The following is a 24760-nucleotide window of genomic DNA, read 5'->3' on the forward strand; positions in this document are numbered from 1 at the left end:
CAAGGATTGGAGGCACATCGCAACGTGCTTCGACAGGTGCCCGAAGGTATTCATGTCAGCAATCGCCCTCGCGGTCCTAGTCATCTGCTAGTTATGAATCCTGACCCTAAACGGTCCTGACCGAGGGTTGAATGCCGTGTTTCCCGCTGCGGTTCAATTTCCTCAAAAACGGGCCTTAGGTCCAGCTGCTGCAATACCTGCTCACTGCCACAGCACAACGCGCAGTCGTTCGTGTCGGCTCATGCAAAAATTGCACCGGCTAACGGCTGTCCGGTGTTTACAAATAAACATATTCATCTTATTGATTTTAATATGCTCAAAAGACACCCTCTCACCCGCCGCAGCTTCCTCCTTCACGGCGCCTGCCTGGCGGCGCTTGGCACTCAATCCAAGCCCTTGCGCGCGGATTTGCAGCTCGGCTCATCGGCGCGGATCTCAACGCTTTCGGACGGGTACTTGTCATTGCCGCCTGAGATGGTGTTCGGGGCGATGCCGCAAGAAGAACTTGAAGAGCTGATGAAACACCATCAGGCCGACATCACCAAGTACGAGCCGGATTGCAACGTGGTGCTGTACCGTGACGGGCAAAATACAGTGCTGTTCGACGCCGGCGCCGGCCCGGACTTCATGGCAACTTCCGGCAAGCTTCCGGAGTCTCTCGGCGCGATTGACCTGTCCCCCGCTGAAGTCACGCATGTTGTCTTCACGCATGCTCACCCGGATCACATCTGGGGGGTTCTGGATGACTTTGACGACCCGTACTTTCCCAACGCAACTCATCTCTTTGGCCGCAAGGAGTGGGACTATTGGTGGAACCCGGAAACAGTGGACTCAATTGGGGCTGAGCGCGCGTCGTTTGCAGTCGGGGCAAAGCGGCGCATGGAAGCGATCGAAGACCTCGTTGATTTCTTTGATGACGGGCAAGAAATCCTTTCCGGTATCGCCGCACGCGCAAGTTACGGTCACACGCCGGGCCATATGGCCTTTGAAGTCCGCAATGGCGGCGACGCGGTGATGGTGGTCGGAGATGCGCTCGGAAACCCGCATGCCGCGTTCGAGCGCCCCAGCTGGCCCAGCGGCACCGATCAGGATCCTGAGACCGCGGCGGCGGCCAGAACAACGCTGCTCGACCAGATTTCAGCAGAGCAGATGAGACTCGTTGGTTTTCATCTGCCGGGCGGCGGGTTCGGCCGCGTGGAAAGGGCCGGCCAAGCATACCGGTTTATAGGAGAGCTGTGATGATACGGAAGATTCTGATTGCTGGCACGCTGGCCTTTCCGGCTTGGGCCAGCGAGGATATCGCAGACCAGTATCCGCAAAGCGTGCTGTATTCGAAGCCGGTGGAGTACATTCCCGGCGTGTTCACTGCCATAGGCGCAACCGCACCGCCCACATATGCAAACTCAGGCCACAACAACAACCTGAGCTTCATTGTGACCGGAGACGGCGTCGTGGTCGTGAACGGGGGCGCTGCCTATGTTCTTGCAAAGGCGCTTCACCAGGAGATCCAGGCCGTCACCGATCAGCCGGTCAAGCTTGTCTTCAATGAAAACGGTCAGGGGCATGCGATGCTCGGCAATGCCTACTGGTCTGAGATCGGCGTGCCCATCATTGCCCATACCGATGCCGCGGCGGAGTTCGAGGAATACGGCGCGCAGATCCTCGAGCAGATGAAGAAATACAATAAAGACAAGGCAGAAGGCACCTACCTGGCCGCCCCGACGGAGACCTTCGACGATGAATACGCGGTCGAAATGGGCGAATTCCGCATCGAGGCAAAATACCTTGGACCGGCACACAGCCCCGGGGATATCTCGATCTGGCTACCCGGCCAAAGCCTGGTCATTTCTGGCGACATGGCCTTTCACGAACGCATGCTTCCGGTTTTTGAGGACACCTACACCGCGGATTGGCTTGAAACCTGGGACAACGCGTTTGAACCTCTGGACGCGACCTATGTCATCCCAGGCCACGGGCATCCGACGAATATGGATCAGGTCCGCAGGTATACACGCGGCTACCTGATTTACCTGCGCAGCAGAATACAGGAGCACATGGACGCCGGCGGGGATTTGGCAGACGCCTATTACGTTGACCAGTCGCCCTACGCCCACCTGGATACTTTCGAGGAGCTGGCAGCCAGGAATGCCGGCCGTGTCTACGAGCAAATGGAATTTGAGTAGCTCAGGATCGCTGCAGAGCGGGCAACCGCTTTATCAGCCGGTGCGTGGCAATCGCCCCGATCCACATCGAGAAAGCCGCAATCCAAGCGGTCAGGGACAAGGCCGATCCTCCCGACAATCCGGCACCGACGGCGCAGCCCCCGGCAAGCATTGCTCCGAAACCCATCAGGACCGCGCCAACGAGATACCGTTCCATCGGGGTGTCCGCGCCGAACCTTTCAATTCCCCAGTCCCCCGACAAAAAGGCTGATGCAGCCGCGCCGGCTGCGACCCCGGGAACGAGGCCGATACCAAAAGACAATTCCACGTTCCGCTCTGCGACCAATGCCATCAGGGTATCTGTGGCGGGGCCGGTAAATGTGACGGACAGCACCGGCACGATTTCAAACGACGATTGGGCAATCGCAGAGGTCATCAGCCAGCCGAACGCTACCGCACCCCCGACCCCTGCAGCTGACAGAATGCCGGTTACGGTAACGTTTTGCCGGCAGGCAAATGCAATTGCCAGAAGCAATCCTGCCATTGCCGAAATGGCGTAAACAGCCGTTGGAAAGCCAGCGATCACGGACAGGTCCCGCGCCTCGCCGCCGGGGACCACCCAAATACCAGCGAGCTTCTCCCGTGCCGGGCTGAGCACCCCCGTATAGGCCGCCTGCGCGACCAGGGTCAGGACCAGCCCCGTGACCAAGGCCCGCAAGTTGCCGCAAGAGGCCAGAACCAGCAGACGCGATGCGCAACCCCGCGCCAGAACCATTCCGGTGCCGAACATCACGCCGCCGATCAAGGCTCCGCTGATGCTTCCCGTTGAAGCAATCGCACGCGTTCCGGACAGTTCCAGCCAATCCAGGGCCACAGATACCTGAACAAGAGACAGTGCCGAAAGGAACGCAATCAGCCAAACCGCCAAGCGGGGCCCGGCCCGGCCCTCAGCAACTTCCACCGAGGCTGCACGCAAGCAGAATTGAGATTTCTGGGCTGCAACCCCGAACACGATGCCAACGGCCAGCCCGGCAAAAGCCAAAGCACCGGCATCTCCCAGCAGATTGATGAGCTTCTCCATGGGCAGAAACTGTCACCCCGTTACGCGGCTGTGCTTGTCATTTGTCAAATTCCGGCTGCACGGCCGATGGCCAGCACGCCGGCAGGGCGCCCGCTCAAAAGAAATTCAGCCGCTCCGCGTATTCAGCCGGCTGGCCGCGCCTCCCTTCAGTTTCCAACGGCCTCTTCGACGATTTCCGACAGCAGCGCTTCGACTTTTTCCATCGGACCGTCCGGGTAGCTCCGGTAGCCGACCTGAACACCGCTTTCATCCTCGGCGACAAAAACCCCGTAAGGGCAGTAACCGATGTTCATCGGATCCGCCTCCATCACTTCGCGCGAGATTTTTGCAGAACAGAAGATAAAGATATCCGCAGCCGAGAAGATCAGTTTGTCGCTGCCGACATCGGCACCTGTCCGGTTCAGCATCTCGCCGACGTGGCTCACGTAGTCAATGACCAGCCCCTGGCCGACAATTGCCGATTCAACTGCAAACGTGGCGTCATCAAAGCTGCCGTCAAAGGGGACCGTGACAATCTCTCCGGCAAAGGCCTGGCTTGCCAGAACGCCGGAGATTGCAGCGGCCGCAACATTGTACTTCATGATCGTATTCCTCCTCCAGACCCGCGGTCCGCGCATAGAGCGGCAGGGCCTCGGCGCCGGCCGCTCTCTGTTTCCCTATCCGAACATGTCCGAGGTGATGCCCGCATACCACCCAAGCGATTCTTCGTAAGTCGCTTTCCTGAGATCCGCGCCTTCGCCTGTCTGGCTGATGAAACCATCCACCTTGGCGATCTTCTCGGGGGTGGCCTCATAGGTCGCGCCAACCTTGACGCCATCTTCAGTGCCGATGAGCGACCAGCATGTGTTCGAGAACTTGGCCGGAAATACCTTTGACCCGGTCAGTGCGCCGCGAACGGAATTCGCGCAAACCTTCGCCTGGCTGTTGGCTGAGAACCCGGACTTCGGCATATCGCCCTGCTGGCTCGCATCGCCAAGGACATAGATATCCGGGTTTGCCTTCGACGACATGTCGGCAGCGTTCACGGGGGCCCAGTTGCCATCCGTCACCCCAGCCATTTCCGCAATCCGGCCTGCCTTCATCGCCGGGATCACGTTGCAGACATCGACCTTGGTTTCTTCTCCGTCGATGGTCACCGTCATGGCATCCGGGTTCACCGAAACGCTGCCGCCGCCGAAGTCCTCGCCGATCCAGTCAACCATTCCTTCATAGTGGTTCGCCCAGCCTTCCTGGAACAAAGCCATCTTGGAAAACTTCGGCTTGGGATCTGCGACAATGATTTTCGCGGTCGGGTTGCGGGCCTTCAGAACATGCGCCACCATCGAAACCCGCTCATAAGGCCCCGGCGGGCAGCGGTACGGGTTCGGCGGCGCCACCATTGCGAAGGTCCCCCCTTCTGGCATCGCCATGATCTGCGCCTTCAGCAGCTCGGTCTGTGAACCCGCCTTATAGGCATGCGGCATCTTGTTCTGCGCAGAGACGTCCCAGCCCTCGACCGCGCCATCAACAAAGTCGATGCCCGGGCTCAGGATCAGCTTGTCGTAAGGGAGGGAACCGCCCCCCGCCAAGGACACGGTCCTGGCCTCCGGATCAACACCCGTGGCCCAATCGTGGACGACGTTGATACCATAGCTGGCCGCCAGCGTTCCGTAGCTGTGCGCGATGTCGGAAAGCTCCCGGAATCCTCCCAGATACAGGTTCGAGAAAAAGCAGGTGTAATAGGTCCGCGACGGTTCAATCAGCGTGACATCGATTTCGCCTTTGCTGTCTTTGGCGATATAGCGGGCAACGGTGGCACCGCCTGCACCGCCGCCGACAACCGCGACCCTCGGCCTGCCCTGCGCCAGGACCATCGGCGCCGCCAGTCCGGCAGCCGCTGCACCGGTGGTTCCAAGAAATATGCGTCTGTTAAGTGTCATCGCGTTTCCTCCCCTTGGGCACTGTTACTCCGGGTTATTGAAATACGCGGCCAGGGCCGCGATTTCTTCGTTGCTCAGGCGCCCGGCAATCATCTGCATGACAGGATGGGGGCGCAGCTTTTCCTTGTAGGCATGCATGGCAGTGACAAAGTCGTCATCCGGCCAGAAAACGATAGACGGGATGCCCTCGTCGCCGCCTTCGATCTGATGGCAGGTTGTGCATTCGCTGCTGAGATAAGCTCCGTATTCCGGGTCCCCCTGAATAGCCAGTATCCCGGGATCCACAGAGTGATCCGTTCCCTTGGCCGTCGGGTCGGCTTCCGGGATGTCCTGCGGATTGTCAGAGAACTTGCGCAGGTAAGCGAGCAGGTTTGCCCGGTCTTGCGGGTCTTTCAGCCCCGGAAAGCTCATTCGGGTTCCCGACGCGAAAGCGCGCGGGTTTTCGACATAAGCCGACAACGTGTCCGCATGCCATTCCAGGCCGGAGTTTCCCGCGCGCTCAAGGCTTTTGGAATATTTGAACCCTTCCAGCCCCGCGGCCTTGCGTCCGAAGACCCCGTTCAGATGCGGGCCGATCCTGCTCTCAGCGCCTGTGCCAATCTGGTGGCAGCCCTTGCACTTCTCGAACACCAGCTTTCCGGCTTCTGCATCGCCAAGTTCTTCCGCAGCGCCGGCCGCCGGGGAAAGCCCCCCGGCAGCTGCTGCAAACACCACTGCGACCGGCCACCGCACGATCAGCTGCCGAACGACTTGAGGTAAACGATCACCGCGTCGATTTCGTCCTGTTTCCTGAGGCCGGCAAAGGACATCCGCGTGCCCTTCATGTAAGCTTTCGGCTTTGCAAGGAACGCGGCCAGCTCATCGTCGGTCCAGACAAGCCCCTCTTCAGCGGCCGCTTTCATCGCTTTGGAATACTTGAAACCGTCGACGGCCGCCGCATTGGCACCGGCAATTCCATTCAAGGCCGGGCCGGTACGGTGCCTGGCACCTTCACCGACCTGATGACAGGACTTGCATTTCTTGAAGACTTTTTCGCCGCTTTCGATCATCGAGGCATCAAGTGCTGCAGTTTCCGCAACCGCCGCGGAACCTTCCGCTGCCGCTTCGGCGTCTGCAGATGCTTCCTGCACAGACGCCTGCGTTTCTGCCGTCCCGGTCTCCTCGGGCGTCACGTCCAGAACCGCCGCCCGCATGGTGATTTCAACACTTTCCTTGCACGCCGCCATGCACGGCTCATCGGTCCAGAAATGCGCCTCGGCGGTTTCCCGGTCATCCACGATGAACCCCTCTGCATTCGGCATGCCCACTTCGAGAAAGTTCTCATGCGTCAGCGTGAATTCGTCATCGACGATGTCATTTGAATACAGGATGTATGCCACGATCGCATAGACATCATCCGGTTCCAGCGACTGCGCGTTTCCGAACGGCATCGACCGGTTCACATAGTCCCAGACCGTTGACAGATGAGGCCAGTAGGATCCGACCGTCTTTAGCGGATCCTTGTCGGCAAGCGTCCCTTCTCCGCCAGCCAGTTTGGGCCAGTTGCCGACGCCTTCGGCAAAATCCCCATGGCAGATAGCGCAATGTTCGGCAAATAACTCTTCTCCGGCGAACACATCTCCGGATCCTTCGGGCAGCCCGGTTCCATCTGGAGCAACATCCAAATTCCAAGCAGCGATCTCTTCCGGCAGCGCTGGGCGCCCCAGGCCGAAGTTCCCGGCATATGCCGGAACAGCCAGGGTCAAGCCCAGGACAGAGGCAGCGAACAGCTTATGATACTTCGACATTTTCCGCCTCTCCATTCTCCTTGATCCACCAGGTCTGGATGCAATTGTTGTGATAGATCGAGTTCTCTCCGCGCGCCTCCCGCAATTGCGCCTTGCTGGGCTGGACGTATCCCGTCGAATCCTTTGCGCGGGCCTGCAGAAGCATCTCCGAGCCGTCCCAATTGTAATCCAGGTAGAACCGGGTCAGCGCCTTGTCTGCGCCGGGTGCTGCCAGGCGCGCGGGCGTCCAGTTCTTGCCGCCATCGACAGATACGTCGACGCCGGAAATCGACCCCCGGCCGGACCAGGCCAGCCCGGTGATAACCAGCGGCCCCGGGCCGTGCGTTACCGGCGCCTGCGGGCTGGGCGAGGTGATAACCGATTTGGCGTCCATCACCCATGTCCACTTGCGCGATGTGCCGTCCTCCAGCGTATCAGTATACTTTGACGTTTCTTCGCGGCTTTCAATGGCCATTCCGGTCACTTCGATCCGGCGCAGCCACTTGACCCACATGTTGCCTTCCCAGCCGGGCACGACCAGCCGGACAGGATACCCGTGCTCTTTGCGCAGCGCCTCTCCATTGGCTTTGAAGGCAACCAGCACGTCATCCAGCGCCTTTTCCAACGGGATCGAGCGCCCGTTTGAAGACGCGTCAGCGCCCTCGGCATAGACCCACTTGCCTTCAGGTCTGACGCCGGCTTCTTCCAGCAAAATGCGCAGCGGCACGCCGGAATACTCCATGTTGTGGATCATGCCATGCGTGAACTGCGCGCCGTTCAGCTGCGCGCCCGCCCATTCCATGCCGGTGTTCGCCGCGCATTCGCAGAAATGGATACGGTTCTCGCGCGGGAAGCGCTCAAGGTCTTCGTAGGTGAAGACCAGCGGCGTATCGACCAGACCGTTGATCATCAGGCGGTAGTCCGCCTTGCTCAGCTCGATAGCACCGGAATGGTGCCGCTCAAAAGCGCAGCCCTGCGGGGTAATCGTTCCGTCCAGCGCATGGATCGGCGTGAAGTTGATCGAGCTGATCGTGTCCGCTGTCAGCCATTCGACGTTGCGCCGCACGACATCCTTTTCAAACTGGATCGGCAAACCGTACGGCGTTGCGTCCACGCCCTCTCCGGTTGCCCGCGCCCACTCCTGCACCTCGGTTATCAGCGGGTCCGGGCCAGCGGCGTGGGCCGCCCCGGCGCCCACCGCCCCCACCCCAACGGCGGCCGCACCGCTCAGGAACTGGCGGCGCGAAGGCGCCTTTCCTCGGGAGTTGTCACTCATTTTGTTTGCCTCCGTTACGCGAGCAGCAAATCTTGTTCTGGTTTTGCACGGCCGGCTGCGGCCGCCGCATCAGGCGCCGATCACCTCAACCGACGTATTCGGCCCGACGGTCACGGTGCCCTGATTGCGGATGTGGTTTTCAACGACATCCCAGACCGGCGGGCCTTCGGTGCCTTCATTGACACTGGCCCAGCCGGCCACGACGTAGTTCTTTGCGGGGTCAATCGCCTCACCGGTCTTGAGCAGGGTCATTTCGCTGATCCGCTGCCCCTGCGGCTTGGTCACGTCGATGCGGTAGCCGAGCCCGCCGACACGAACCATGTCGCCGCCCTGCTGGTAGTAGGGATCGGGGTTGAACAGGTTATCGCCGACGTCTTCCAGGATGACGTGGATGAATTCCCCTGTCATTTCCGTGCGGTAGGCATTCGGATATGTCATCGAGGTGACGTTCCACACATCCTCGCGCGTGATGTCCTGCCCCGGCAGGATCGAAGGCCCCCAGCGCACGCCCGGCGACATCGCAATGTCCGCTTCCCGCTCGCTCAGCAGCGCGTCGCAGATCAGGTCGTCCCAGGTGCCGTTGAAATTACCGCGGCGGTAGAGCAGCGTGTCCGTCTTTCCGATCACTTCGCTCAGCGCTTCCTCATAAGGCGCACGCTGTTCGTCAATCAGCGCCGTGATCGCCGGATCGGGTGCAATCACGTCCGAGAAAACCGGGATCAGCTTATGCTTCAAGCCCATCATCCGGCCATCCCGCACATCCAGATCCACACGGCTGACGAACTTGCCGTTCGAGCCGGATGCGATGATGTGCGTTTTGCCAACCAGCACCGGCTCAGGCAGCGCGTCATGGGTATGGCCGCTGAGGATCACGTCAATCCCCTGCACCCGCCCGGCCATCTTCTTGTCGACATCGAAACCATTGTGGCTCAGCACGGCAACCACGTCGGCCCCGGCGTCGCGGACTTCGTCCACCATGGCCTGCATGTTCTCGTCACGGATCCCAAAGGAGTATTCGGGGAACATCCAGCCCGGGTTGGCAATCGGCATGTAAGGGAAAGCCTGGCCGATCACGGCAATCTTGGCACCGCCGCGCTCAAAGAACCTGTAGGGCTTGAACAGCTCAGCGGGTTCGTCCCACTCGGCATCGAAAATGTTCTGCCCCAAGGCCGCGAACGGCAAACCTTCAACGATCTCGTTGACCCGGCCGCTGCCCAGGGTGAACTCCCAGTGGAATGTCATCGCGTCGGGTTTCAGCGCGTTCATCACATTGACCATGTCCTGGCCCGCCGTGTGATAGCAGGTGTATGACCCGTGCCAGGTGTCGCCGCCGTCCAGCAGCAGCGCATCGGGGCGGTCCGCGCGGATGGCATTGATGACGGTCGCAACCCGGTCCATGCCCCCCACCCGGCCATAAGCCCGCGCCAGAGAGGAGAAATCGTCGTGGGTCAGCGCATAGGCGGACGGGCTTCCGTCTTCGATCCCATAGGCCCTGCGGAAAGCCGCGCCCGTCACATGCGGCATCTGCCCGTGCGCCTCGCCGATCCCAAGATTGACCTCAGGTTCGCGGAAATAAACCGGCTTCAGCTGCGCGTGAATATCGGTGACATGGATCAGGCTTATGTTGCCGAAGGTCTCAAACTCCAGCAGCTGATCCTGGGTCAGGCTTTGCTGTGCCGCCAGCCGGGCCCAGTTTCCGAACCCCGCCGACCCGTACAGCGCCGTAGCCGCCATGGAAACCTGCAGAAAGTCACGTCGCGAAATCATTTTCCGGCTTTCCTGTTTCTTCACATCTAAATGTGTGAATGCAATTTCTGTGAATTACCCGCACCAGGCATCCCCGGCGCGGGTGCAGAGTTACTGGCGAACCGCGGGCGTCTCGACCGACAGCCCGTTGCCCCGCGATGCCACATACAGCTCCAGCGCCCGGAACTCGTCCGAACCCTCGGCAAAGGTTTCGGCGCGGGTGTCGCGGATACAGCCGCGGAACCGGTTGTGGCGCGAAATCAGCTTGGCCTGTTTCAGCCGGTAGGTGGGGAAACCATTGACCATACCCTGGCTCAGATGATCGGCCCGGATCATGTTGCCCCAGTTTTCTTCATGGCAGTTGGCGCAGCTCAGCTCCAATTGGCCGTATCGGGTATAGTACATCTCCTTGCCCTGCTCCCAGTACGGGGCAGCGGCGCCGTCAATGGCGACATTCACAGGCATTCCGCGCGATTGCAGGCCAATCAGCGCAACCAGCCCCTGCATCTCAGCCCCGGACCATTTCCAGGCGTCCGCTTCCATGCGGCCGGTCCGGCACTTGTTGATCAGGTCCTCCATCACAACCAGCTTTCCGCTTTCGGCATCCACCTTGGGCATAGAGGCCTGCAGCCCCTTGAAGCTTTCCACGTCTTCGTGGCAGGAGGCACAGCTCTTGCCAGCCGCGCCATCGGCGGTTTCGAACAAGTCGGCCGCCTGATCAACGAATACCATGGCCGGATTGTCGAAATCGTCGGTCTGCAACGCCTGGGTTTCGTCAGTGCGGAAATGCCAGCCGGAATAGATCGTGTCTAGGTTTTCGGCATGCGCCGGCGCGCCGGTCACCGAGATCATGTTCAGATCTTCATTGATCACCAGGTTGTCTTCGTCCGGCCCAGCTATCGCTGCAACAGGATAGGCCAGAAGTGCCGCGATCACCGTAAGTGCCTTGTTGTTCATTGCTTTCCTCCCTTGGTGAACCAGCGCCAGCGGTCACAGGCGGGCGCTGATCTGCCTTAGTGGCCGGACTATCAGGCGATCTCGATAGATTTCTTGGTGTCGTAGACGGAGCCGTCGTCGTCATACCAGGTGAACACGAACTCCCCGGCTTCGGGCACGGTCGCCTCAAACTGGAAATAGGGGTTCGTTGAAATCGCAGGTTCCAGCGTCACGTCGACAACCAGCTCGCCGTTGAACTCACAGGTGAAGCGGTTGATGATCGAACGCGGAATGACGTTGCCTTCCTTGTCCTTGCGCTGACCGCTTTCCATCTTGTGGCTGATCAGGGTCTTGATGGTGACCGCTTCACCAGCAGCGGCTGATTTCGGAACTTTGACGCGGGGTTTAACTCCGGATGCCATTGGGTGATCTCCTGTATTTCAGGGGGCAGGGCAATCAGCCGCCGCAGCCGCCAATTGTCACTTTTACGGTCGCCGCGGCCCTGGCAAAGCTGCCGTCAGCCATCCTGGCCACCGCGATGACATCCTGCGTTCCAGCAAGACGAATGCGCGTGGAGGCGGCCTGTACAGCTGCCAGCGGGCCGAAGTTGAAGGTTGCAACACCCGGCTCCGGGTTGCCGGCGGCCACGATCAGGATCGCAGCGGCCCCCGGGGCGCTCACCTCGATCGGCACCGTGTTGCCGTTTTCCGCGATTTCCGGCGCTGTCAATGCCACCCCGCCTTCGGCCATTTCCGCTCCGCCCGTGAAAGCGGCAATCGCGTCTTCCGCAGCCGCGTTGGCGCGGAACGGTGCCAAGACAAGAACCGCGGCGCCCAGGCCCAGGCCCAGCGTCTCGCGACGAGAAAGTTCCATTTTCAATCTCCTTTGCATCCTTCGGATCCCGGGCTTGAGGGCGCGGTCACTGTTCTTTCAGGGTCGCAAGAAATGCGACGACATCTTCGATTTCCTGCGCAGTCAGAATCGAGGTCAGCTGCGCGGAGGGAGCTTTGCCGGTATATGCGTCCCCAGGACGGATATAGCCCTCATCCTTGTAGAAAGCTGGCATCACCGTTCCCTCAAACGTCATCTTCGCGTTCGCCACCAAGCCGCGAAGCTCGGCTTCGGTCCACCGGTCACCGGCACCATCAAGCATCGGTCCTACTTCCCCATGAAAAGGGATATCCGCCAAGGCTGTGACCCCGTGGCAGGCGACGCAGTTGCCTTTCGATTTTTCGCCCACGATGACCGCGCCGTTGGCCGCATCACCGGCGACGCCGGTAAGGGATTCCTCAACTGCGCCATACTCGTCATATTGGACTTCTTTCGGGCCTGTCTCCGCCGCGATAGCAGCAGCGCCTGTCATTAAACACGCCAGAGTAATGAGTTTCAGCTTCATGATCCCTCCCGTTTGCTGCCACGCCGACAGCGCCTTGCGGCCCAAAGTCTTCGTGTACCGTAGTCGACGAACAGGGCCTATCGCAACATTAAATTCATTTACTTGAATTTTTTTATTTGTACCCGCAAGGTCAATCCTGAGCAACATTGCTGCGCTCGCGGATGCGCCTTGCATGGTAGCGTTGGAAATCCTCCCCGTTCTCAATCTCATAGCGCCTCTCGTTGACCCAGGTGAAAAGGTGCAAGGTGGTTGCCTTGGAAAACGCGCCCGGCATGACGGCGACCGCAGCCTCGATGGCCGTGGCATCCTCAGGCACCTCTCCGGGCAGGAAAACGAGCGTTGGCGTGAACAGGATGCCCCACTTGCGCATCAGCGACCTTTGCTCGCTCTCGTCTCCGTCAAAATCGACCGCCGTTGCGCTTCCGTGCAGATCCAGCTGCACGACAAAGAAGTTCTCTTCGATGTACGCGGCCAAATCGGGCTGCAGGAAAACTTCCTCATGCATCTTCTTGCAGTAGATGCAGCCCTGCTGTTCGATGAACAGCACCAGCCGCTTGCCGTCCCTGCCGGCCTCCTCAAGGTCCTCGCGGAGGTCCTTGAATGTGTCGCGCATCCATGGCGCTTTGTGGAGACCGTCATCACCCAGCTCTGCGGCAGCAACAGCCCCGGCGGCAAGGCACGCTATCATGAAGGCAAGAATTCGTTTCATGGCTTCCTCCCGACCTAGCCGATTGCTGCCAGCCACGGCATGCGGTCCAGCATCCATTGCGCGATCATGTTCACGGAGCCGGTTGCAATCAGCAGGCCAAAGGTGATCAGCAGCCCCCCCATCGCCTTCTCGATCAGCCCCAGGTGCTTTCTGAAACGCGCCATCCACTGCATGAACGGGCGCACCAGAAGCGCCGCCAGAACAAACGGCGCGGTCATGCCAGCGCCATAGACGAACAACAGTCCAGCCCCCCGCCAAGCCGTTTCCGTGCCTGCGGCGGTGAACAGGATCGCGGCCAGAACCGGGCCGACACACGGCGTCCAGCCAAAGGCGAAAGCCAGACCAAGAACATAGGCACCGGCAAAACTGACGTCTGAGGTTTCCCCGACGTCCGCGCGGAACTGGCGATAGAGAAATCCGACTCGAATGACGCCCAGGAAATGCAGCCCCATCGCAATGATGATCACCGCCGCGACCCATCGCAAAATGTCAAAATAATCCCGGACCAGCTGCCCGAAAATCGAGGCCGTTGCGCCAAGCGCCACGAAGACCGTTATGATCCCCGCTGCAAACACCGCTGCCGACAGGGTTGCCCTGCGGCGCACAGCCCCTGGAACATCAGGGCCGGCCGACATCCGCTCGATGCCGGCACCGGCCAGATAGCTGAGATAGAAGGGAACGATCGGCAATATGCAGGGAGACAGGAACGACAACAGGCCCGCGACCAAAGCCCCTGCGAAAGTAATATCGAGCATGGCCAACACCGTCCTGGAATGATATCATTCACATATTCAAATTAACCAAGATGTAATGCCGCCGTCAATCGGAGCTTGCAGTGCGACACTTCCTCTTCCTTCTGCTGGCTGTTGTGCTGGTTTTTCCACCCGTGATTTCACGGGCTGAGATGACATTGCTGATGGCGGAAGAGGACGGTTGCATGTGGTGCGCGCGCTGGGATGAGGAAATATCGGAGACTTACCCCAAAACGCCCGAAGGAAAGATTGCCCCCCTGCGGCGTGTCGACATCCGACACTCCGCCCCAGCGGATATTACACTGGAAAGGCCCCTCCTTTTCTCGCCGACTTTTGTCTTACTGGAAAATGGCCAGGAGGTCGGCCGCATCGAAGGCTATCCGGGCGAGGATTTTTTCTGGGGCCTGCTCGGTGCTCTGCTGCGTGACAGAGGAATATCGATTGAGACCTCTGGCTAATGCACAGAAAATCACATAAATTGATTTGAATACGTGAAGCCAAGTAAGCGAGGCGATCTTGTTGGACAAACCTTCGAAACTTCCAGTGTTCTCCAAGGACATGTGCGCCGAGGACTTGGACAGGATGATGGAGAATGCTCAGACAGCATCGAACTTCCTCAAGGCGATCAGCCACGAGGGGCGCCTGATGATCCTGTGCTATTTGTCGTCGGGGGAAAAATCCGTCACCCAGATGGAGGAAATGCTTTCGGCCCGGCAAGCCGCAGTATCCCAGCAATTGTCACGCTTGCGGTTTGAGGGCCTCGTCAAAACGCGGCGCGAAGGAAAGACGATCTACTACAGCCTCGCTGATGACCGGTCGACACAGATCCTTGAGGTCATCTACGATCTTTTTTGCCGCGGAAAGTAAGGGCCTTTTGGAAACACAGCCAGCTTTGGGAGGAGACTGGCCATGTTCGAAATCTTAGGAGATGCCAATTCCGTGGCCCTGATTGGGCTTATTGGCGGGGTTGTCCTGGGCCTGGCCGCCCGGATTGGCCGCTTTTGCACTCTGGGAGCGATCGAAGACTGCCTCTATGGCAATGACGACCGGCGGCTGCGGATGTGGGCCGTTGCGATTGGGGTCGCGATCATCGGCTCGCATTCAGCCATGGCCCTTGGGTGGCTCGACCCGTCAGGGACCCGTTACCTGGCGCAAACATGGAACCCGGCCGGCTCGGTCGTCGGAGGCCTGATGTTCGGCTATGGCATGGCCATCAGCGGAAACTGCGGCTACGGAGCGCTGGCGCGGCTTGGCGGCGGTGATTTGCGGTCGTTTGTCATCGTTTTGATTATGGGTCTTTCTGCCTATGTCGTGATGTCGGGCCCCCTCGCATATCTGCGGATCTGGATTTTCCCGGTGGAGATGGATCTCAGCGAAACTCAGAGCATCAGCTTTCTTGTCGAACGGCTGACTTCTGTTCCAGCGGAAATAGCCGGCTCGCTGACCGGCGCTGCCCTGACAGTTTTCGCAATGGCAAACCGCCGGTTTCTCCGCAGCCCGTCCCATGTGCTCTGGGGAAGTGCAGTGGGATTGGCAATCGTGTCCGGTTGGGTCGGAACCTATTGGGTTGTCACGCATGGTTTCGACGGCGAAACGGTGCAGACCCACACCTTCGCCGCACCTTTGGGAGACACGATACTCTACCTCATGACTGCATCGGGAACCTCACTTTCATTTGCAGTCGGGTCTGTCTCCGGCGTGCTCATCGGTGCTTTCCTGGGCTCTTGGTCCAAAGGCCACTTCCGCTGGGAAGCCTGCGAGGATCCGCGCGAGCTCAAGCGGCAGATGCTAGGGGCCGCAATAATGGGGCCCGGAGCCATAATCGCAGTTGGATGCAGCGTCGGACAGGGCATTTCAGCCTTCTCCCTTCTGGCCTACAGCGCCCCTGTCACTTTCGCAGCGGTATTTGCCGGGGCAGCGCTCGGGCTCAGGCAGCTCGTCACAGGTTTGCCTTTTGCTGCGGGTCGTTGAATTCCGAATTTGATGCTGCAGTGTTTTCGCCGGACCTTGGGCGTTTCCGGATTGCTGGACTTCCGGCCCCGAAAGGCACCTGCAGGGCCGGAAGGTCGTGTTAAGCGTGCAATTCCTGCGCGATATGCGTGCCGTCCTTTGCATACTCCCCAGCCGGAGCCTTCACGGCCGAGGGGTCCCTCGCAAGGGACTTGCACAATCCCCACGTCATTGCGATCAGGACAAAGGATATCGGGAACGCTGCGGCAATAGACGCGGTTTGCAATGCGCTCAGCCCGCCGGCCAGCAGCAGAACCGCGGCAACTACGCCCTGCCCCATGCCCCAGATAATGCGGAATTTCTTCGGCGGGTGATCATCCCCCATCGACAGAATGGTGGTGATAACCAAGGTTCCGGAGTCTGAAGAGGTGATAAACCAGGAGGCCAGCAGGAAGGTAGCCAGTGCCGATAGCGGCCATCCGATCCAGGCCATGTCACCGATCTGGGAATTGGCGGTGAGATTGGCAATGGTGCCATACAGGGCATCGGGCAAGTCCCAAGCGCGCACAGTGTCGATAATGCCTGCACCGCCCGCTGCAGCGGGCCCGCCAACGGCGTTCAGTTCTTGCCAGATTGCGTTGCCGCCGAACATGCACAGCCAGAGGAAGGTAATAGTGGTGGGCACGAACATCACGCCGACCATGAATTGCCGGATGGTACGGCCGCGGCTGATGCGCGCGATGAACATGCCGACGAACGGTGCCCAGCTGAGCCACCAGCCCCAGTAGAAAATGGTCCAGCCACCCTGCCATGCGGAGTTTCCTGCCTCATTGGCTGTCCAGAACCCCATCGGAATGACGTTCCACAGATAGTCGCCAATTGAAGTGACAAAGAAGCTCATGAGCCACTCGAAGGGGCCGAAGATCATGAAGCAGGCCAGCAGAATGATCGACAGCCAGATATTCCACTCGGAAATGATGCGGATCCCCTTGCCGACCCCGGAGACGGCAGAGGCGGTCGCAACAACAGAGATCACACCGATCAGGACCAGCTGCGTCGGCAGGCCGGAATCCACCCCGAAGAGCACCTTCAGCCCCGTCGCCATCTGATTGACGCCCAGGCCCAGCGATGTCGCGACGCCGAACACGGTGCCGAACACCGCCAGAAGGTCGACGGCATGGCCGGCAGGGCCATAAATCCTGTCGCCGATGAGGGGGTGCAGGGCAGAGCGGAGCGTCAGCGGAAGCTTCTTGCGGAATCCGAAGTAGGCGAGGCACAGGCCGACGATCACGTAAACCGCCCAGCCGTGAAAGCCCCAATGGAAATAGGTGACACGCATCGCCGCGACTGCGCGCTGCATGTCCATGTCTATGTGGCCTTGAAGGTCCGCATGGGGGTTGTTCGGATAACCGAATGCACCGGAGTTGTCGAAGTAGAAGACCGGTTCCGCCACGCCGAAAAAGAGGATGCCGATGCCGACACCGGCCGAGAACAGCATCGCGAACCAGGAGAAGTTGCTGAATTCGGGGGTGCTGTCGTCGTCGCCCAATTTGATGCTTCCCCACTTGGAGAACATCAGGAAGAAGCAGACGAACATGATGACGGTGATTGTCGAGATGTAGTACCAGCTCAGGGCACTTTCGATCCAGCCGCGGACCGCGCCGTAGACACCCCCGGCAAATTCCACGTTCATGATCGTGAAAATCACGAACGCGGCAATCATGCCCTTCGCGGCCATGCCCATTCCGGGATGCAGGCCGGCGAAGAAGCCGCTCCTGGATACCCGGCCGTTGTTGGGATTTGATTGGGACACTTTTTCCTCCGTAAGAATGAGCCATGGGACTCGTCCGCCGATCCCCTCAGGGATGTGCGGTATTGATCAGCCGCTGCACGAGGCACGCGGCCGGTGACAATGAAAAAGAGAAGCCGGCGCCGCCTGATGCCAGCCGGTCCGGCTTCTTTTCAGTTGGGGACTGATTTAGCCCTGCGCGCCTTCTGCGGGCATTTTCTCGTCTGCTGTCTCCAGCAGTTCCAGGTGGCCTTCCTGCTTCGTCAAAACACGCCTCAGGATCGGTTCAAAAAACTCCAGCGGCTTGGTCGGGTAGTCCGGGTCGAACGCCTTCTGATCGTATTCGTGGCAGAAATGCCGGCAGTCCTCCCAATAGGGGCTATCGCGGTACTTGTCGCGGGCGTTGCGGTCGCCGCCAAGGTGGTGGTTGTAATAGTAACCCTGGAACACGCAGTGATGCTTGGTGATCCAGTGGCACTTTTCGCTGACGTAGGGCTTCAGGATCGCTGCGGCGAGCTCGCCGTGATTGTAGGGCGCAAGGATGTCGCCAACGTCATGGATCAGCGCCGCAACCACGATCTCTTCATCCGCGCCGTCATTGTGGGCGCGTGTCGCGGCCTGCAGGCAGTGCTGGTAGCGGTTTACCGGGTACGGGGTCCAGTCCTCATCCAGTGAACGGATCGCATCGAGAAGCCGGTCAATGAGAGCCGCGTTGTAGGCGTCCTCGTAATCCATGACAGCGAGGAAATCCTCTTTGCTCGCATTCTCGAAGTTGGTCCATTTGGGCTGATGCTTGTTGTTCATCGCACGTCCTCCTTTGGCCAGGCACTATAGCCGCCCGCCTTTGCAAGGAAAAACGAATTGATTCACTCACTCTGATGTGAAATATCTTTCGGTATGCAGCTAGAAGCCATCGAAACCTTCCTTGCCATTATTGAAACAGGGGGGTTCCATGCCGCCGCCCGGCAACAGGGCATTACCCAGACCACGGCAAGCGCACGGATCCGCTCGCTGGAAGCGGCGGTGAACAACCGCCTGTTCGAGCGTGGGGCCGGCGGCACCAGGCTGACGGCCTTCGGGCAGGAGTTTCAGCCGTTTGCCGAGGAAATGATCTCCTTGTGGAAAATCGCGTCCAGTGACTTGGCTGAGCGGCTGTCGAACCGGACCGCGCTTCGCATTGGGGCTCAGCTGAGCATCTGGGACCCTCTGCTTGTCGACCTGACAATCGAGCTTGAGCGATCCTTCGGCAAGCTGCTGTTCGCTCTGAACTTCGACCACATCCTCAATGTGAGTGACGCGGTGATGAACCACATCCTCGACATCGCCCTCACCCACGAGGAGGTGAGCGATCCCCGGGTCAGCTGCCGGGAACTCCCTCCTGAGCGGCTGGCCTATGTCGAGACCCCGGGAGCGTCGGAGCAGGAAGAGCCTCTTTTCATCAATCTGGAACTGGGCAAGGAATACCAGCACTACGTTGAGAGTGTCACCGCACAGTCCGAGCGTCAGAGCCTGTTTCTGGGCAACTGCATGATGGGGTTGCGGTACCTGCTTCGCCGCGGCGGCCGCGGCCTGTTCCCCCAGTATGTGGTGGACGATCACCTTGAACGCGGGCGGCTGCAGGTTGTGCAAGGGTCCGAAGCCCTTTCCCTGCCCTGCTATCTTCTTCACCGGGCCGAAGGCCCCTCGGACCAGCAGATCGCCGACGTGATCTCCTGCCTGTCCGCGGTTCGCGGCCACAGCTGATCCAATCGGCCTTTCCGCAGCCTCTCGCATGGGAATGGCGCCTGCCCAGGAGCGGCCGGCGCAGGACCGAAAGGCATGTGATGAAAAATATTCGTTAGAAATTGCAATTATTCATCGGTAATGCCTCAGCGCATCAACGGAGACGATTCGTCTCCCGGTTTGGAGCGAGGGGAAACCACTCATGAGCGCGCGCATCGAAGACAGCATCGGGCGGATTGAACGGATCCGGGTCTACGTGGTGGACACGGGAGTTCCCCGCTTTTCCTGGTCGCCGACCATGCCGGGGCTTCTCACCACGAACACCATTGCCCGGGTCACCACATCCGACGGGATCGAAGGTGCGGGCGGTGTTTTTTCCTGCACAGAGAACGACTTCGGCCGGGCCGTCGCAGAGGGGATGCGCCCGCTTCTCAAGGGCCTCCTGGGACGCGCCGCGCTGCGCCGCGAAAGCATCTGGAAATGGATGCAGCTCCGCAACCTTTCGGTGCCGAACACCGCTATCGCCGGGCTGGACATTGCGATGTGGGACCTTGCAGCGAAACGCGCGAACATGCCGCTTTACATGTTTCTCGGGGGCGCGCGGGACCGCGTCAAAGCGTATGCTTCAACGCAGGTACTGGATGGCCCTGGTGACTATGCGGGCCTCATTGAGGAACTCAAGGAAGAGGGCTTTTCAGCGTTCAAGTTCCACTACAAGTGCGAGCCCGAAGCCGACCTCGAAATGATGCGGCTGGTGCATCAGGAGTTTCATGGGCAGGGGCTGGACTTCATGTTCGATGCCGATGCCTACTACACGCACAAATCCGCACTGCGCGTCGCGCGGGAAATGAGCGACATGGGCTTTGTCTGGCTGGAGGCGCCGTTCCCGGATCATGATCTGGATGGCTACCGCGAACTGCGCCGCCGCACGGACATGACCATCCTTCCTGCCGGGAACTCGATCGTGGAACTGGCCAACATTGCCCATGCAATGCGCCATGACTGCTGGGACCGTGTGCGCATTGACGCAACGACGGCCGGGGGGCTGACGCCGGCTCGAAAGGTTCTGTCGCTGGCAGAAGCGAATGGCTACAACGTCGAATTTCAGAGCTGGGGCTGCGCGTTGTCCATGGCCGCGAACCTGCACTTGATGCTCTCGAATGAAAATTGCGATTACTTCGAGATGCCGGTTCCCTATTCGGAGTTCCAGGTTGACGCGCTGGGGCGGATTGAGGTCGACGCCGATGGCTACGTCAACGCGCCAACGGGTGCCGGACTCGGCCTGGAACTCGATTGGGACGAGATTGAAGAACGGTCAGTATACAAGATTGATGTCAGCTAAGACGCAGTTTGCGCCCGGGCCGGCGACAAACCGGTTCAGGGAACAGCAATCCCGCCCCTTTCGGATCTGCCGCGGCGCAATGTCAGGCGAGCTTGCCGGACTGGGCAAGCTGGGGCGAGATCGGACCAGCAGCACCGTGTGCCGTCGACCGAATACAATTCCCGGTATCGGGGCCGTGATTGCTAGGGACTTTCGTGCGGCTAATCCGCTGGCTCGAACCGCCGACGTTATTTGAGCGCTACTGCACCTCGAGCCAGCTGCCCACACGTCAGGCGGGTCCCTTTTGAATGCCTATGTAGGGTCCTGATTTCATGCCAATTGACAGCTCAAAGAAGCAATTCCGTAAAATTTGACAGTCTATTGGCTTTGCAACCATATTGAAAACGCAGCAGCGCTGTCCCGGGAAGCAGCCTTGCGCGGCCGGACCAGAAAGTAGCCGTAATCCTGCAGCACGTGCGGTGACAGGCGGAACAGGTTTGCCTCTTCCAGTTCCCGTTCGATCAGGGTGTCCATCAGAGCGATCCCCTGGCCGTCGATAACCGCCTGAACCCGCACATTGGGGTCCGGGATGATCAGCGTGTCCCGCCGCGTTTGATGCGGCAGGCCAGCGGTGTTCACCCAGTCTGTCCAGGCGTCGCTGTCGTCATGATCGCGCAGCAGCGTAAAGGTTGAAATCGCTTCTTCCCAGCCAAGGCGCGTTACTTTTTCCAGCGCTGCAGCGTTGCCGGCGGGAAAGGCCGGGCATGGCAAGAACGGGGTGATTTCGCCGTCCTCCCACCGCCCATTGCCCCAGCGGATCGCGATATCAACGCCCTGCGCTTCCAGATCAAACAGCCGGATCATCGGCTGCAGCCGCAACTGGATATCCGGATGCTCCTGCATGAAGGACATCAGCCGGGGCGACAGCCAGCGGGCCGCGAAGTAAGTGGATACGCCGACGGTCAGGGTTCTGGCGGAAAGCCCCTTCATAGCCAGGATTTCCGCCTCGATAGCCTCATAGTGGTTTCGGCAGGCATCCAGCAGCTTTTGCCCGCCAGCCGTCAGATCCACCCCGCGGGCATTGCGCTGGAAAAGGGCAAAGCCCAAGTCCGCCTCCAGCGTTTTGACCTGATAGCTGACCGCCCCCTTGGTCATGTTCAGCGCCGCCGCCGCATCGGAAAAACTGCGGTAGCGGGCGATTTCAGCGAACAGGCGCAGGCTGTCATGGTGGCGGAATTTTTTCAGCATATTCCTGATGTCTAAATTCATTAAACGCTATGAGCAAATAAAATCGATTGCTGGCAGCCATCTTTCCTAAAATATTAGCTCAAGAAAAATTCTTGGGAGTTAGCACGTTGGGAAATATGAACGCTCAGACGCATATCACCCAGCGCGGCAGATCGCGCCGGGGGCGGCTGACCCGGCACAATGCACCGCAAGCAGCGCCCGTAATCCGGTGCCGCAAAATCCCCGCCTATAATCTGCTGGATGAGGCTGCACTGGCCCGGATCGAAAGCCAGGCAGACTGGATTCTGGAGCATATCGGCATCGAGTTCCGCGGCGATGAAACCGCGCTGGCGCTCTTTTCCGGCACCGGAGCGCGCATCGAAGGCAACAGGGTCCGGTTCGAGCCAGGCCATGCCCGCCAGCTCTGCTCAACCGCACCTGCCGAATTCCGGCTGCATGGCCGCGCCCCGGCCCGCACCGTCACCTTGGGCGGGGACAATCTGGTGCTGATGCCGGGATACGGGTCGCCCTTTGTTTCCGACCTGACCCAGGGCCGGCGCTATGCCACGCTGGAAGACTTCCGGAATTTCGTGAAGCTTTCGCATCTGTCGCCTGCGCTCCATCACTCGGGCGGCACCGTGGTCGAGCCGACGGATGTGCCGGTGAACAAGCGGCATCTGGACATGATGCTGGCGCATCTGACCCTGTCGGACAAACCCTTCATGGGCGCAGTCACATCCGCACAGGGCGCGCGGGACAGTCTGGACATGGCCCGGCTGGCCTTTGGCGCCGGGTTCATTGGCAGCCATGCGGTCATGCAGGCCAATATCAACGCGAACTCGCCGCTGATCTATGACGAGGTGATGTCCGCGTCTCTTCGCCTCTACGCAGCGGCAAACCAATGCGTCTGCGTCTCTCCCGCAATCTTTGCCGGCGCCATGGGGCCGCTCTCCCCCGCCGCGGTGGCCGCGCAGACCCTGGCCGAAGCCATGGCGGGCATTGCCTTGACCCAATTGGTGCGCAGCGGCTGCCCGGTGGTGTTCGGCAGCTTCCATTCCTCGATGAACCTGCGCACCGGCGCGCTGACCTTCGGTTCGCCCGAGGCCAACTTGACAACCATGGCGCTGTCGCAGCTGGGCCGCCGGCTGGGGGTGCCAGTGCGCTCCGGCGGCGGCCAGGTCACGGCATCGAACGCAGCGGACGGCCAGGCGATGCAGGACAGCACCGGCGCCATGTGGGCGACACTCCTGTCCGGCGGCCATCAGGTCTGGCACGCGGCGGGCTGGCTCGAGGGCGGGCTCGTGATGTCCTACGAGAAGTTCGTGATGGACCTCGACCACTGCGGCGCGATGCTGAAGATGCTGGAGGGATTTGAAACCGGTGACGAGGCCTTTGGCCGCGATGCCTATGCCGAAGCCGGGCCGGGTGAGAACTTCCTCTCCACCAGCCACACCCTGCGCCACTACACCACCGCCAACTTCGAACCGCAGGTGCCCGAAGGCGGCCCCTATGAGACCTGGGAGGAAAACGGCCGCCTGACCGCGGATCAGCGCGCCGCGGCACGCTGGAAGCAAATGCTGGAGGCCTACCAGCCGCCGGAAATGCCGGAGCACACCCGCATGGCCCTGAAGGATTTCGTGGCGGAGCGTAAAGCCGCCCTGCCCGATGAATGGTACTGAGAAAGGAAACAGAGAAATGACCGAAGAACTGAGCCGCACCTCGGCGCTTGCCTCCCGCCACAGGGCGCTGGGATCAGGGCTGGAGGACTGGAACGGCATGGGCACCGCCTGGACCTACAGCACCGACCCGAACGACGAGCATGACGCGGTGCGCGAACACGCGGGCATGTTCGATATGTCGCCGCTGAAGAAGGTCTTTGTCCGCGGCAAGGACGCGCAAGCCGCACTGGATCACCTGACCACCCGCGACCTGTCCAGACTCGCGCCGGGCAAGGCGGCCTATCTTTGCGTGCTGACAGAAGCCGGCGGCATTGCCGACGATGCCATTGTCTCCAACAACGGCGGCGATGAATGGATGATCGTGCATGGCTCCGGCGATACCATGGCGCTGCTCGAAGCCTCCGCCGAAGGCCGCGACGTGTGGCTGGAGTTCACCGACGACCTGCATGACATCTCGGTGCAAGGCCCCGCAGCACTGGAGATATTAAACGCCCATTGCGACATTGATCTGGCCGGGCTGGGCTATTTCGAACACGCGCCTGCGGCCCTGTTCGACCATCCCTGCAGGATCTCGCGCACCGGCTACTCAGGCGAGCGCGGCTATGAAATCTTTGCTGCCGCTGCCGTGATCACGGACATCTGGGACAGGCTGGCCGAGGCAGGCGTCATGCCCTGTTCCTTCACCGCACTCGACAAGGTGCGGATTGAGGCGGGACTTTTGTTCTACGGCTACGACATGACCGAAGCGCACACCCCCTGGGAAGTTGGCCTTGGCTTTACCGTCAGCAGCTCCAAGGGCGGATTTCGCGGCAAGGATGCGGTAATGGCTGCCAAGGGCCGGGAAAGAATCTGCAATGTCTGCCTCGAAATCGATCATGCGGACATGGTGGAGGGCGGAGAAACCCTGCTGCTCGACGGCGAGGAGATCGGCGTGGTCAACAGCCCCTGCTATTCGCACCGGATGGGCAAATCGCTGGCGCTGGCCCATGTCCGCCCCGGGACCGCCCCTGGAACGGTTCTGCAGCTCAAAGGCGAGATGCTGCATACCGCCGCAACGGTGATCAGCAGCCCGGTTTACGACCCGCAAAAGATGCGGACGCATCAATAATCCGGCGGGAAATGAACAGCGGGCGTGCGTAAGAGACATTGGTCCAATAGGCACTCACGTCCGCTTTTCAGCATTTTGACTCGCCAAAAGCGATTGCAGGAGCTTTTGTCTCCTACGTTAAAGGCTCAAACGACCAGCCACGGTCGTGCAGTGGACGATTGGTGCGGATAGCGCCCTACCGGCACAGCCGGCCCTGAGCGGATGGAGTGGGTGGCTCCTGC

General features: G+C 60.2%; 25 protein-coding genes and 1 pseudogene. 10 read left to right on the forward strand and 16 right to left on the reverse strand.

Translation table 11 applies throughout. The features are described 5' to 3' along the window. The 3 genes and pseudogenes from AC58NV_RS22665 to AC58NV_RS22675 all read left to right on the forward strand — a co-directional run. Positions 1–91 (forward strand): annotated as a pseudogene (locus AC58NV_RS22665) (IS5/IS1182 family transposase); the annotation flags it as partial. 140 nt (positions 92–231) lie between these two features. Further along, positions 232–1239, forward strand: coding sequence for an MBL fold metallo-hydrolase (locus AC58NV_RS22670; RefSeq protein WP_497229177.1), 1008 nt, complete (start codon positions 232–234; stop codon positions 1237–1239). Next, the gene (locus AC58NV_RS22675) at positions 1239–2183 is read left to right on the forward strand and encodes an MBL fold metallo-hydrolase (RefSeq protein WP_497229178.1); all 945 of its coding nucleotides are present in this window, start codon (positions 1239–1241) and stop codon (positions 2181–2183) included. The genes AC58NV_RS22670 and AC58NV_RS22675 overlap by 1 nt, the downstream gene beginning before the upstream one ends. 1 nt (position 2184) lies before the next feature. Here AC58NV_RS22675 and AC58NV_RS22680 read toward each other — a convergent pair whose 3' ends face one another. The 13 genes from AC58NV_RS22680 to AC58NV_RS22740 form a co-directional block, all read right to left on the reverse strand. Then, on the reverse strand, positions 2185–3243 hold the full coding sequence (locus AC58NV_RS22680) for a YeeE/YedE family protein (protein WP_497229179.1): 1059 nt from the start codon (positions 3241–3243) through the stop codon (positions 2185–2187). A gap of 146 nt (positions 3244–3389) precedes the next feature. Next, on the reverse strand, positions 3390–3824 hold the full coding sequence (locus tag AC58NV_RS22685) for a DUF302 domain-containing protein (protein WP_497229180.1): 435 nt from the start codon (positions 3822–3824) through the stop codon (positions 3390–3392). Between the two features lie 75 nt (positions 3825–3899). After that, the gene (locus AC58NV_RS22690; RefSeq protein ID WP_497229181.1) at positions 3900–5162 is read right to left on the reverse strand and encodes an FCSD flavin-binding domain-containing protein; all 1263 of its coding nucleotides are present in this window, start codon (positions 5160–5162) and stop codon (positions 3900–3902) included. Positions 5163–5186: 24 nt separating this feature from the next. Next, complete coding sequence (locus AC58NV_RS22695; RefSeq protein ID WP_497229182.1) at positions 5187–5894, reverse strand: c-type cytochrome; 708 nt, start codon at positions 5892–5894, stop codon at positions 5187–5189. 2 nt (positions 5895–5896) lie between these two features. Beyond that, positions 5897–6949, reverse strand: a complete 1053-nt coding sequence (locus tag AC58NV_RS22700; RefSeq protein ID WP_497229183.1) for a c-type cytochrome — start codon at positions 6947–6949, stop codon at positions 5897–5899. Further along, on the reverse strand, positions 6933–8204 hold the full coding sequence (gene soxC, locus AC58NV_RS22705) for a sulfite dehydrogenase (RefSeq protein WP_497229184.1): 1272 nt from the start codon (positions 8202–8204) through the stop codon (positions 6933–6935). The genes AC58NV_RS22700 and soxC overlap by 17 nt, the downstream gene beginning before the upstream one ends. A gap of 69 nt (positions 8205–8273) precedes the next feature. Continuing rightward, the gene (gene soxB, locus AC58NV_RS22710) at positions 8274–9971 is read right to left on the reverse strand and encodes a thiosulfohydrolase SoxB (protein WP_497229185.1); all 1698 of its coding nucleotides are present in this window, start codon (positions 9969–9971) and stop codon (positions 8274–8276) included. Positions 9972–10061: 90 nt separating this feature from the next. Next, positions 10062–10907 (reverse strand): sulfur oxidation c-type cytochrome SoxA, encoded by an 846-nt coding sequence (gene soxA / locus AC58NV_RS22715; RefSeq protein ID WP_497229186.1) that lies wholly within the window; start codon positions 10905–10907, stop codon positions 10062–10064. A 71-nt stretch (positions 10908–10978) separates the two neighbouring features. Next, entirely contained in the window at positions 10979–11308 is a 330-nt protein-coding gene (gene soxZ / locus AC58NV_RS22720) for a thiosulfate oxidation carrier complex protein SoxZ (RefSeq protein ID WP_366662993.1), read from the reverse strand. A gap of 34 nt (positions 11309–11342) precedes the next feature. Further along, positions 11343–11759, reverse strand: coding sequence for a thiosulfate oxidation carrier protein SoxY (gene soxY, locus AC58NV_RS22725; protein ID WP_366662992.1), 417 nt, complete (start codon positions 11757–11759; stop codon positions 11343–11345). 46 nt (positions 11760–11805) lie between these two features. After that, the gene (gene soxX, locus AC58NV_RS22730; protein ID WP_497229187.1) at positions 11806–12282 is read right to left on the reverse strand and encodes a sulfur oxidation c-type cytochrome SoxX; all 477 of its coding nucleotides are present in this window, start codon (positions 12280–12282) and stop codon (positions 11806–11808) included. Between the two features lie 130 nt (positions 12283–12412). Next, complete coding sequence (locus AC58NV_RS22735; protein WP_497229205.1) at positions 12413–12991, reverse strand: thioredoxin family protein; 579 nt, start codon at positions 12989–12991, stop codon at positions 12413–12415. Positions 12992–13005: 14 nt separating this feature from the next. After that, positions 13006–13746 carry a cytochrome c biogenesis CcdA family protein gene (locus AC58NV_RS22740; protein ID WP_497229188.1) on the reverse strand — a complete coding sequence of 247 codons (741 nt, stop codon included), beginning with the start codon at positions 13744–13746 and terminating at the stop codon, positions 13006–13008. A gap of 80 nt (positions 13747–13826) precedes the next feature. Here AC58NV_RS22740 and AC58NV_RS22745 point away from each other — a divergent pair, with 80 nt between their 5' ends. From AC58NV_RS22745 to AC58NV_RS22755, 3 genes are all read left to right on the forward strand, one after another. After that, positions 13827–14201, forward strand: coding sequence for a hypothetical protein (locus AC58NV_RS22745; RefSeq protein ID WP_497229189.1), 375 nt, complete (start codon positions 13827–13829; stop codon positions 14199–14201). Between the two features lie 100 nt (positions 14202–14301). Continuing rightward, positions 14302–14610, forward strand: coding sequence for an ArsR/SmtB family transcription factor (locus AC58NV_RS22750; protein ID WP_366663045.1), 309 nt, complete (start codon positions 14302–14304; stop codon positions 14608–14610). A gap of 42 nt (positions 14611–14652) precedes the next feature. Beyond that, positions 14653–15714: a YeeE/YedE family protein gene (locus tag AC58NV_RS22755; RefSeq protein ID WP_497229190.1), complete on the forward strand. Its 1062-nt coding sequence runs from the start codon at positions 14653–14655 to the stop codon at positions 15712–15714. Between the two features lie 100 nt (positions 15715–15814). On the opposite strand, the gene AC58NV_RS22760 is transcribed toward AC58NV_RS22755, so the two are convergent. Further along, the gene (locus tag AC58NV_RS22760; protein WP_497229191.1) at positions 15815–17506 is read right to left on the reverse strand and encodes a BCCT family transporter; all 1692 of its coding nucleotides are present in this window, start codon (positions 17504–17506) and stop codon (positions 15815–15817) included. Between the two features lie 165 nt (positions 17507–17671). Beyond that, positions 17672–18286, reverse strand: a complete 615-nt coding sequence (locus AC58NV_RS22765) for an HD domain-containing protein (protein ID WP_497229192.1) — start codon at positions 18284–18286, stop codon at positions 17672–17674. A 93-nt stretch (positions 18287–18379) separates the two neighbouring features. On the opposite strand from AC58NV_RS22765, the gene AC58NV_RS22770 reads away from it, so the two are divergent. Both AC58NV_RS22770 and AC58NV_RS22775 read left to right on the forward strand, forming a co-directional pair. Further along, positions 18380–19225, forward strand: coding sequence for a LysR family transcriptional regulator (locus tag AC58NV_RS22770; protein WP_497229193.1), 846 nt, complete (start codon positions 18380–18382; stop codon positions 19223–19225). A gap of 181 nt (positions 19226–19406) precedes the next feature. After that, a complete protein-coding gene (locus AC58NV_RS22775; protein WP_497229194.1) occupies positions 19407–20546 on the forward strand; it encodes a mandelate racemase/muconate lactonizing enzyme family protein in 1140 nt (379 codons plus the stop codon). 357 nt (positions 20547–20903) lie between these two features. Here the strand turns inward: AC58NV_RS22775 and AC58NV_RS22780 are convergent, their stop codons facing one another. Then, positions 20904–21773, reverse strand: a complete 870-nt coding sequence (locus tag AC58NV_RS22780; protein ID WP_497229195.1) for a LysR substrate-binding domain-containing protein — start codon at positions 21771–21773, stop codon at positions 20904–20906. A 116-nt stretch (positions 21774–21889) separates the two neighbouring features. Here AC58NV_RS22780 and AC58NV_RS22785 point away from each other — a divergent pair, with 116 nt between their 5' ends. Both AC58NV_RS22785 and AC58NV_RS22790 read left to right on the forward strand, forming a co-directional pair. After that, on the forward strand, positions 21890–23431 hold the full coding sequence (locus AC58NV_RS22785) for a trimethylamine methyltransferase family protein (RefSeq protein WP_497229196.1): 1542 nt from the start codon (positions 21890–21892) through the stop codon (positions 23429–23431). A 16-nt stretch (positions 23432–23447) separates the two neighbouring features. Next, the gene (locus AC58NV_RS22790) at positions 23448–24539 is read left to right on the forward strand and encodes an aminomethyl transferase family protein (protein ID WP_497229197.1); all 1092 of its coding nucleotides are present in this window, start codon (positions 23448–23450) and stop codon (positions 24537–24539) included. Positions 24540–24760: the final 221 nt, after the last annotated feature.

The organism is Leisingera sp. ANG49, assembly GCF_059694505.1.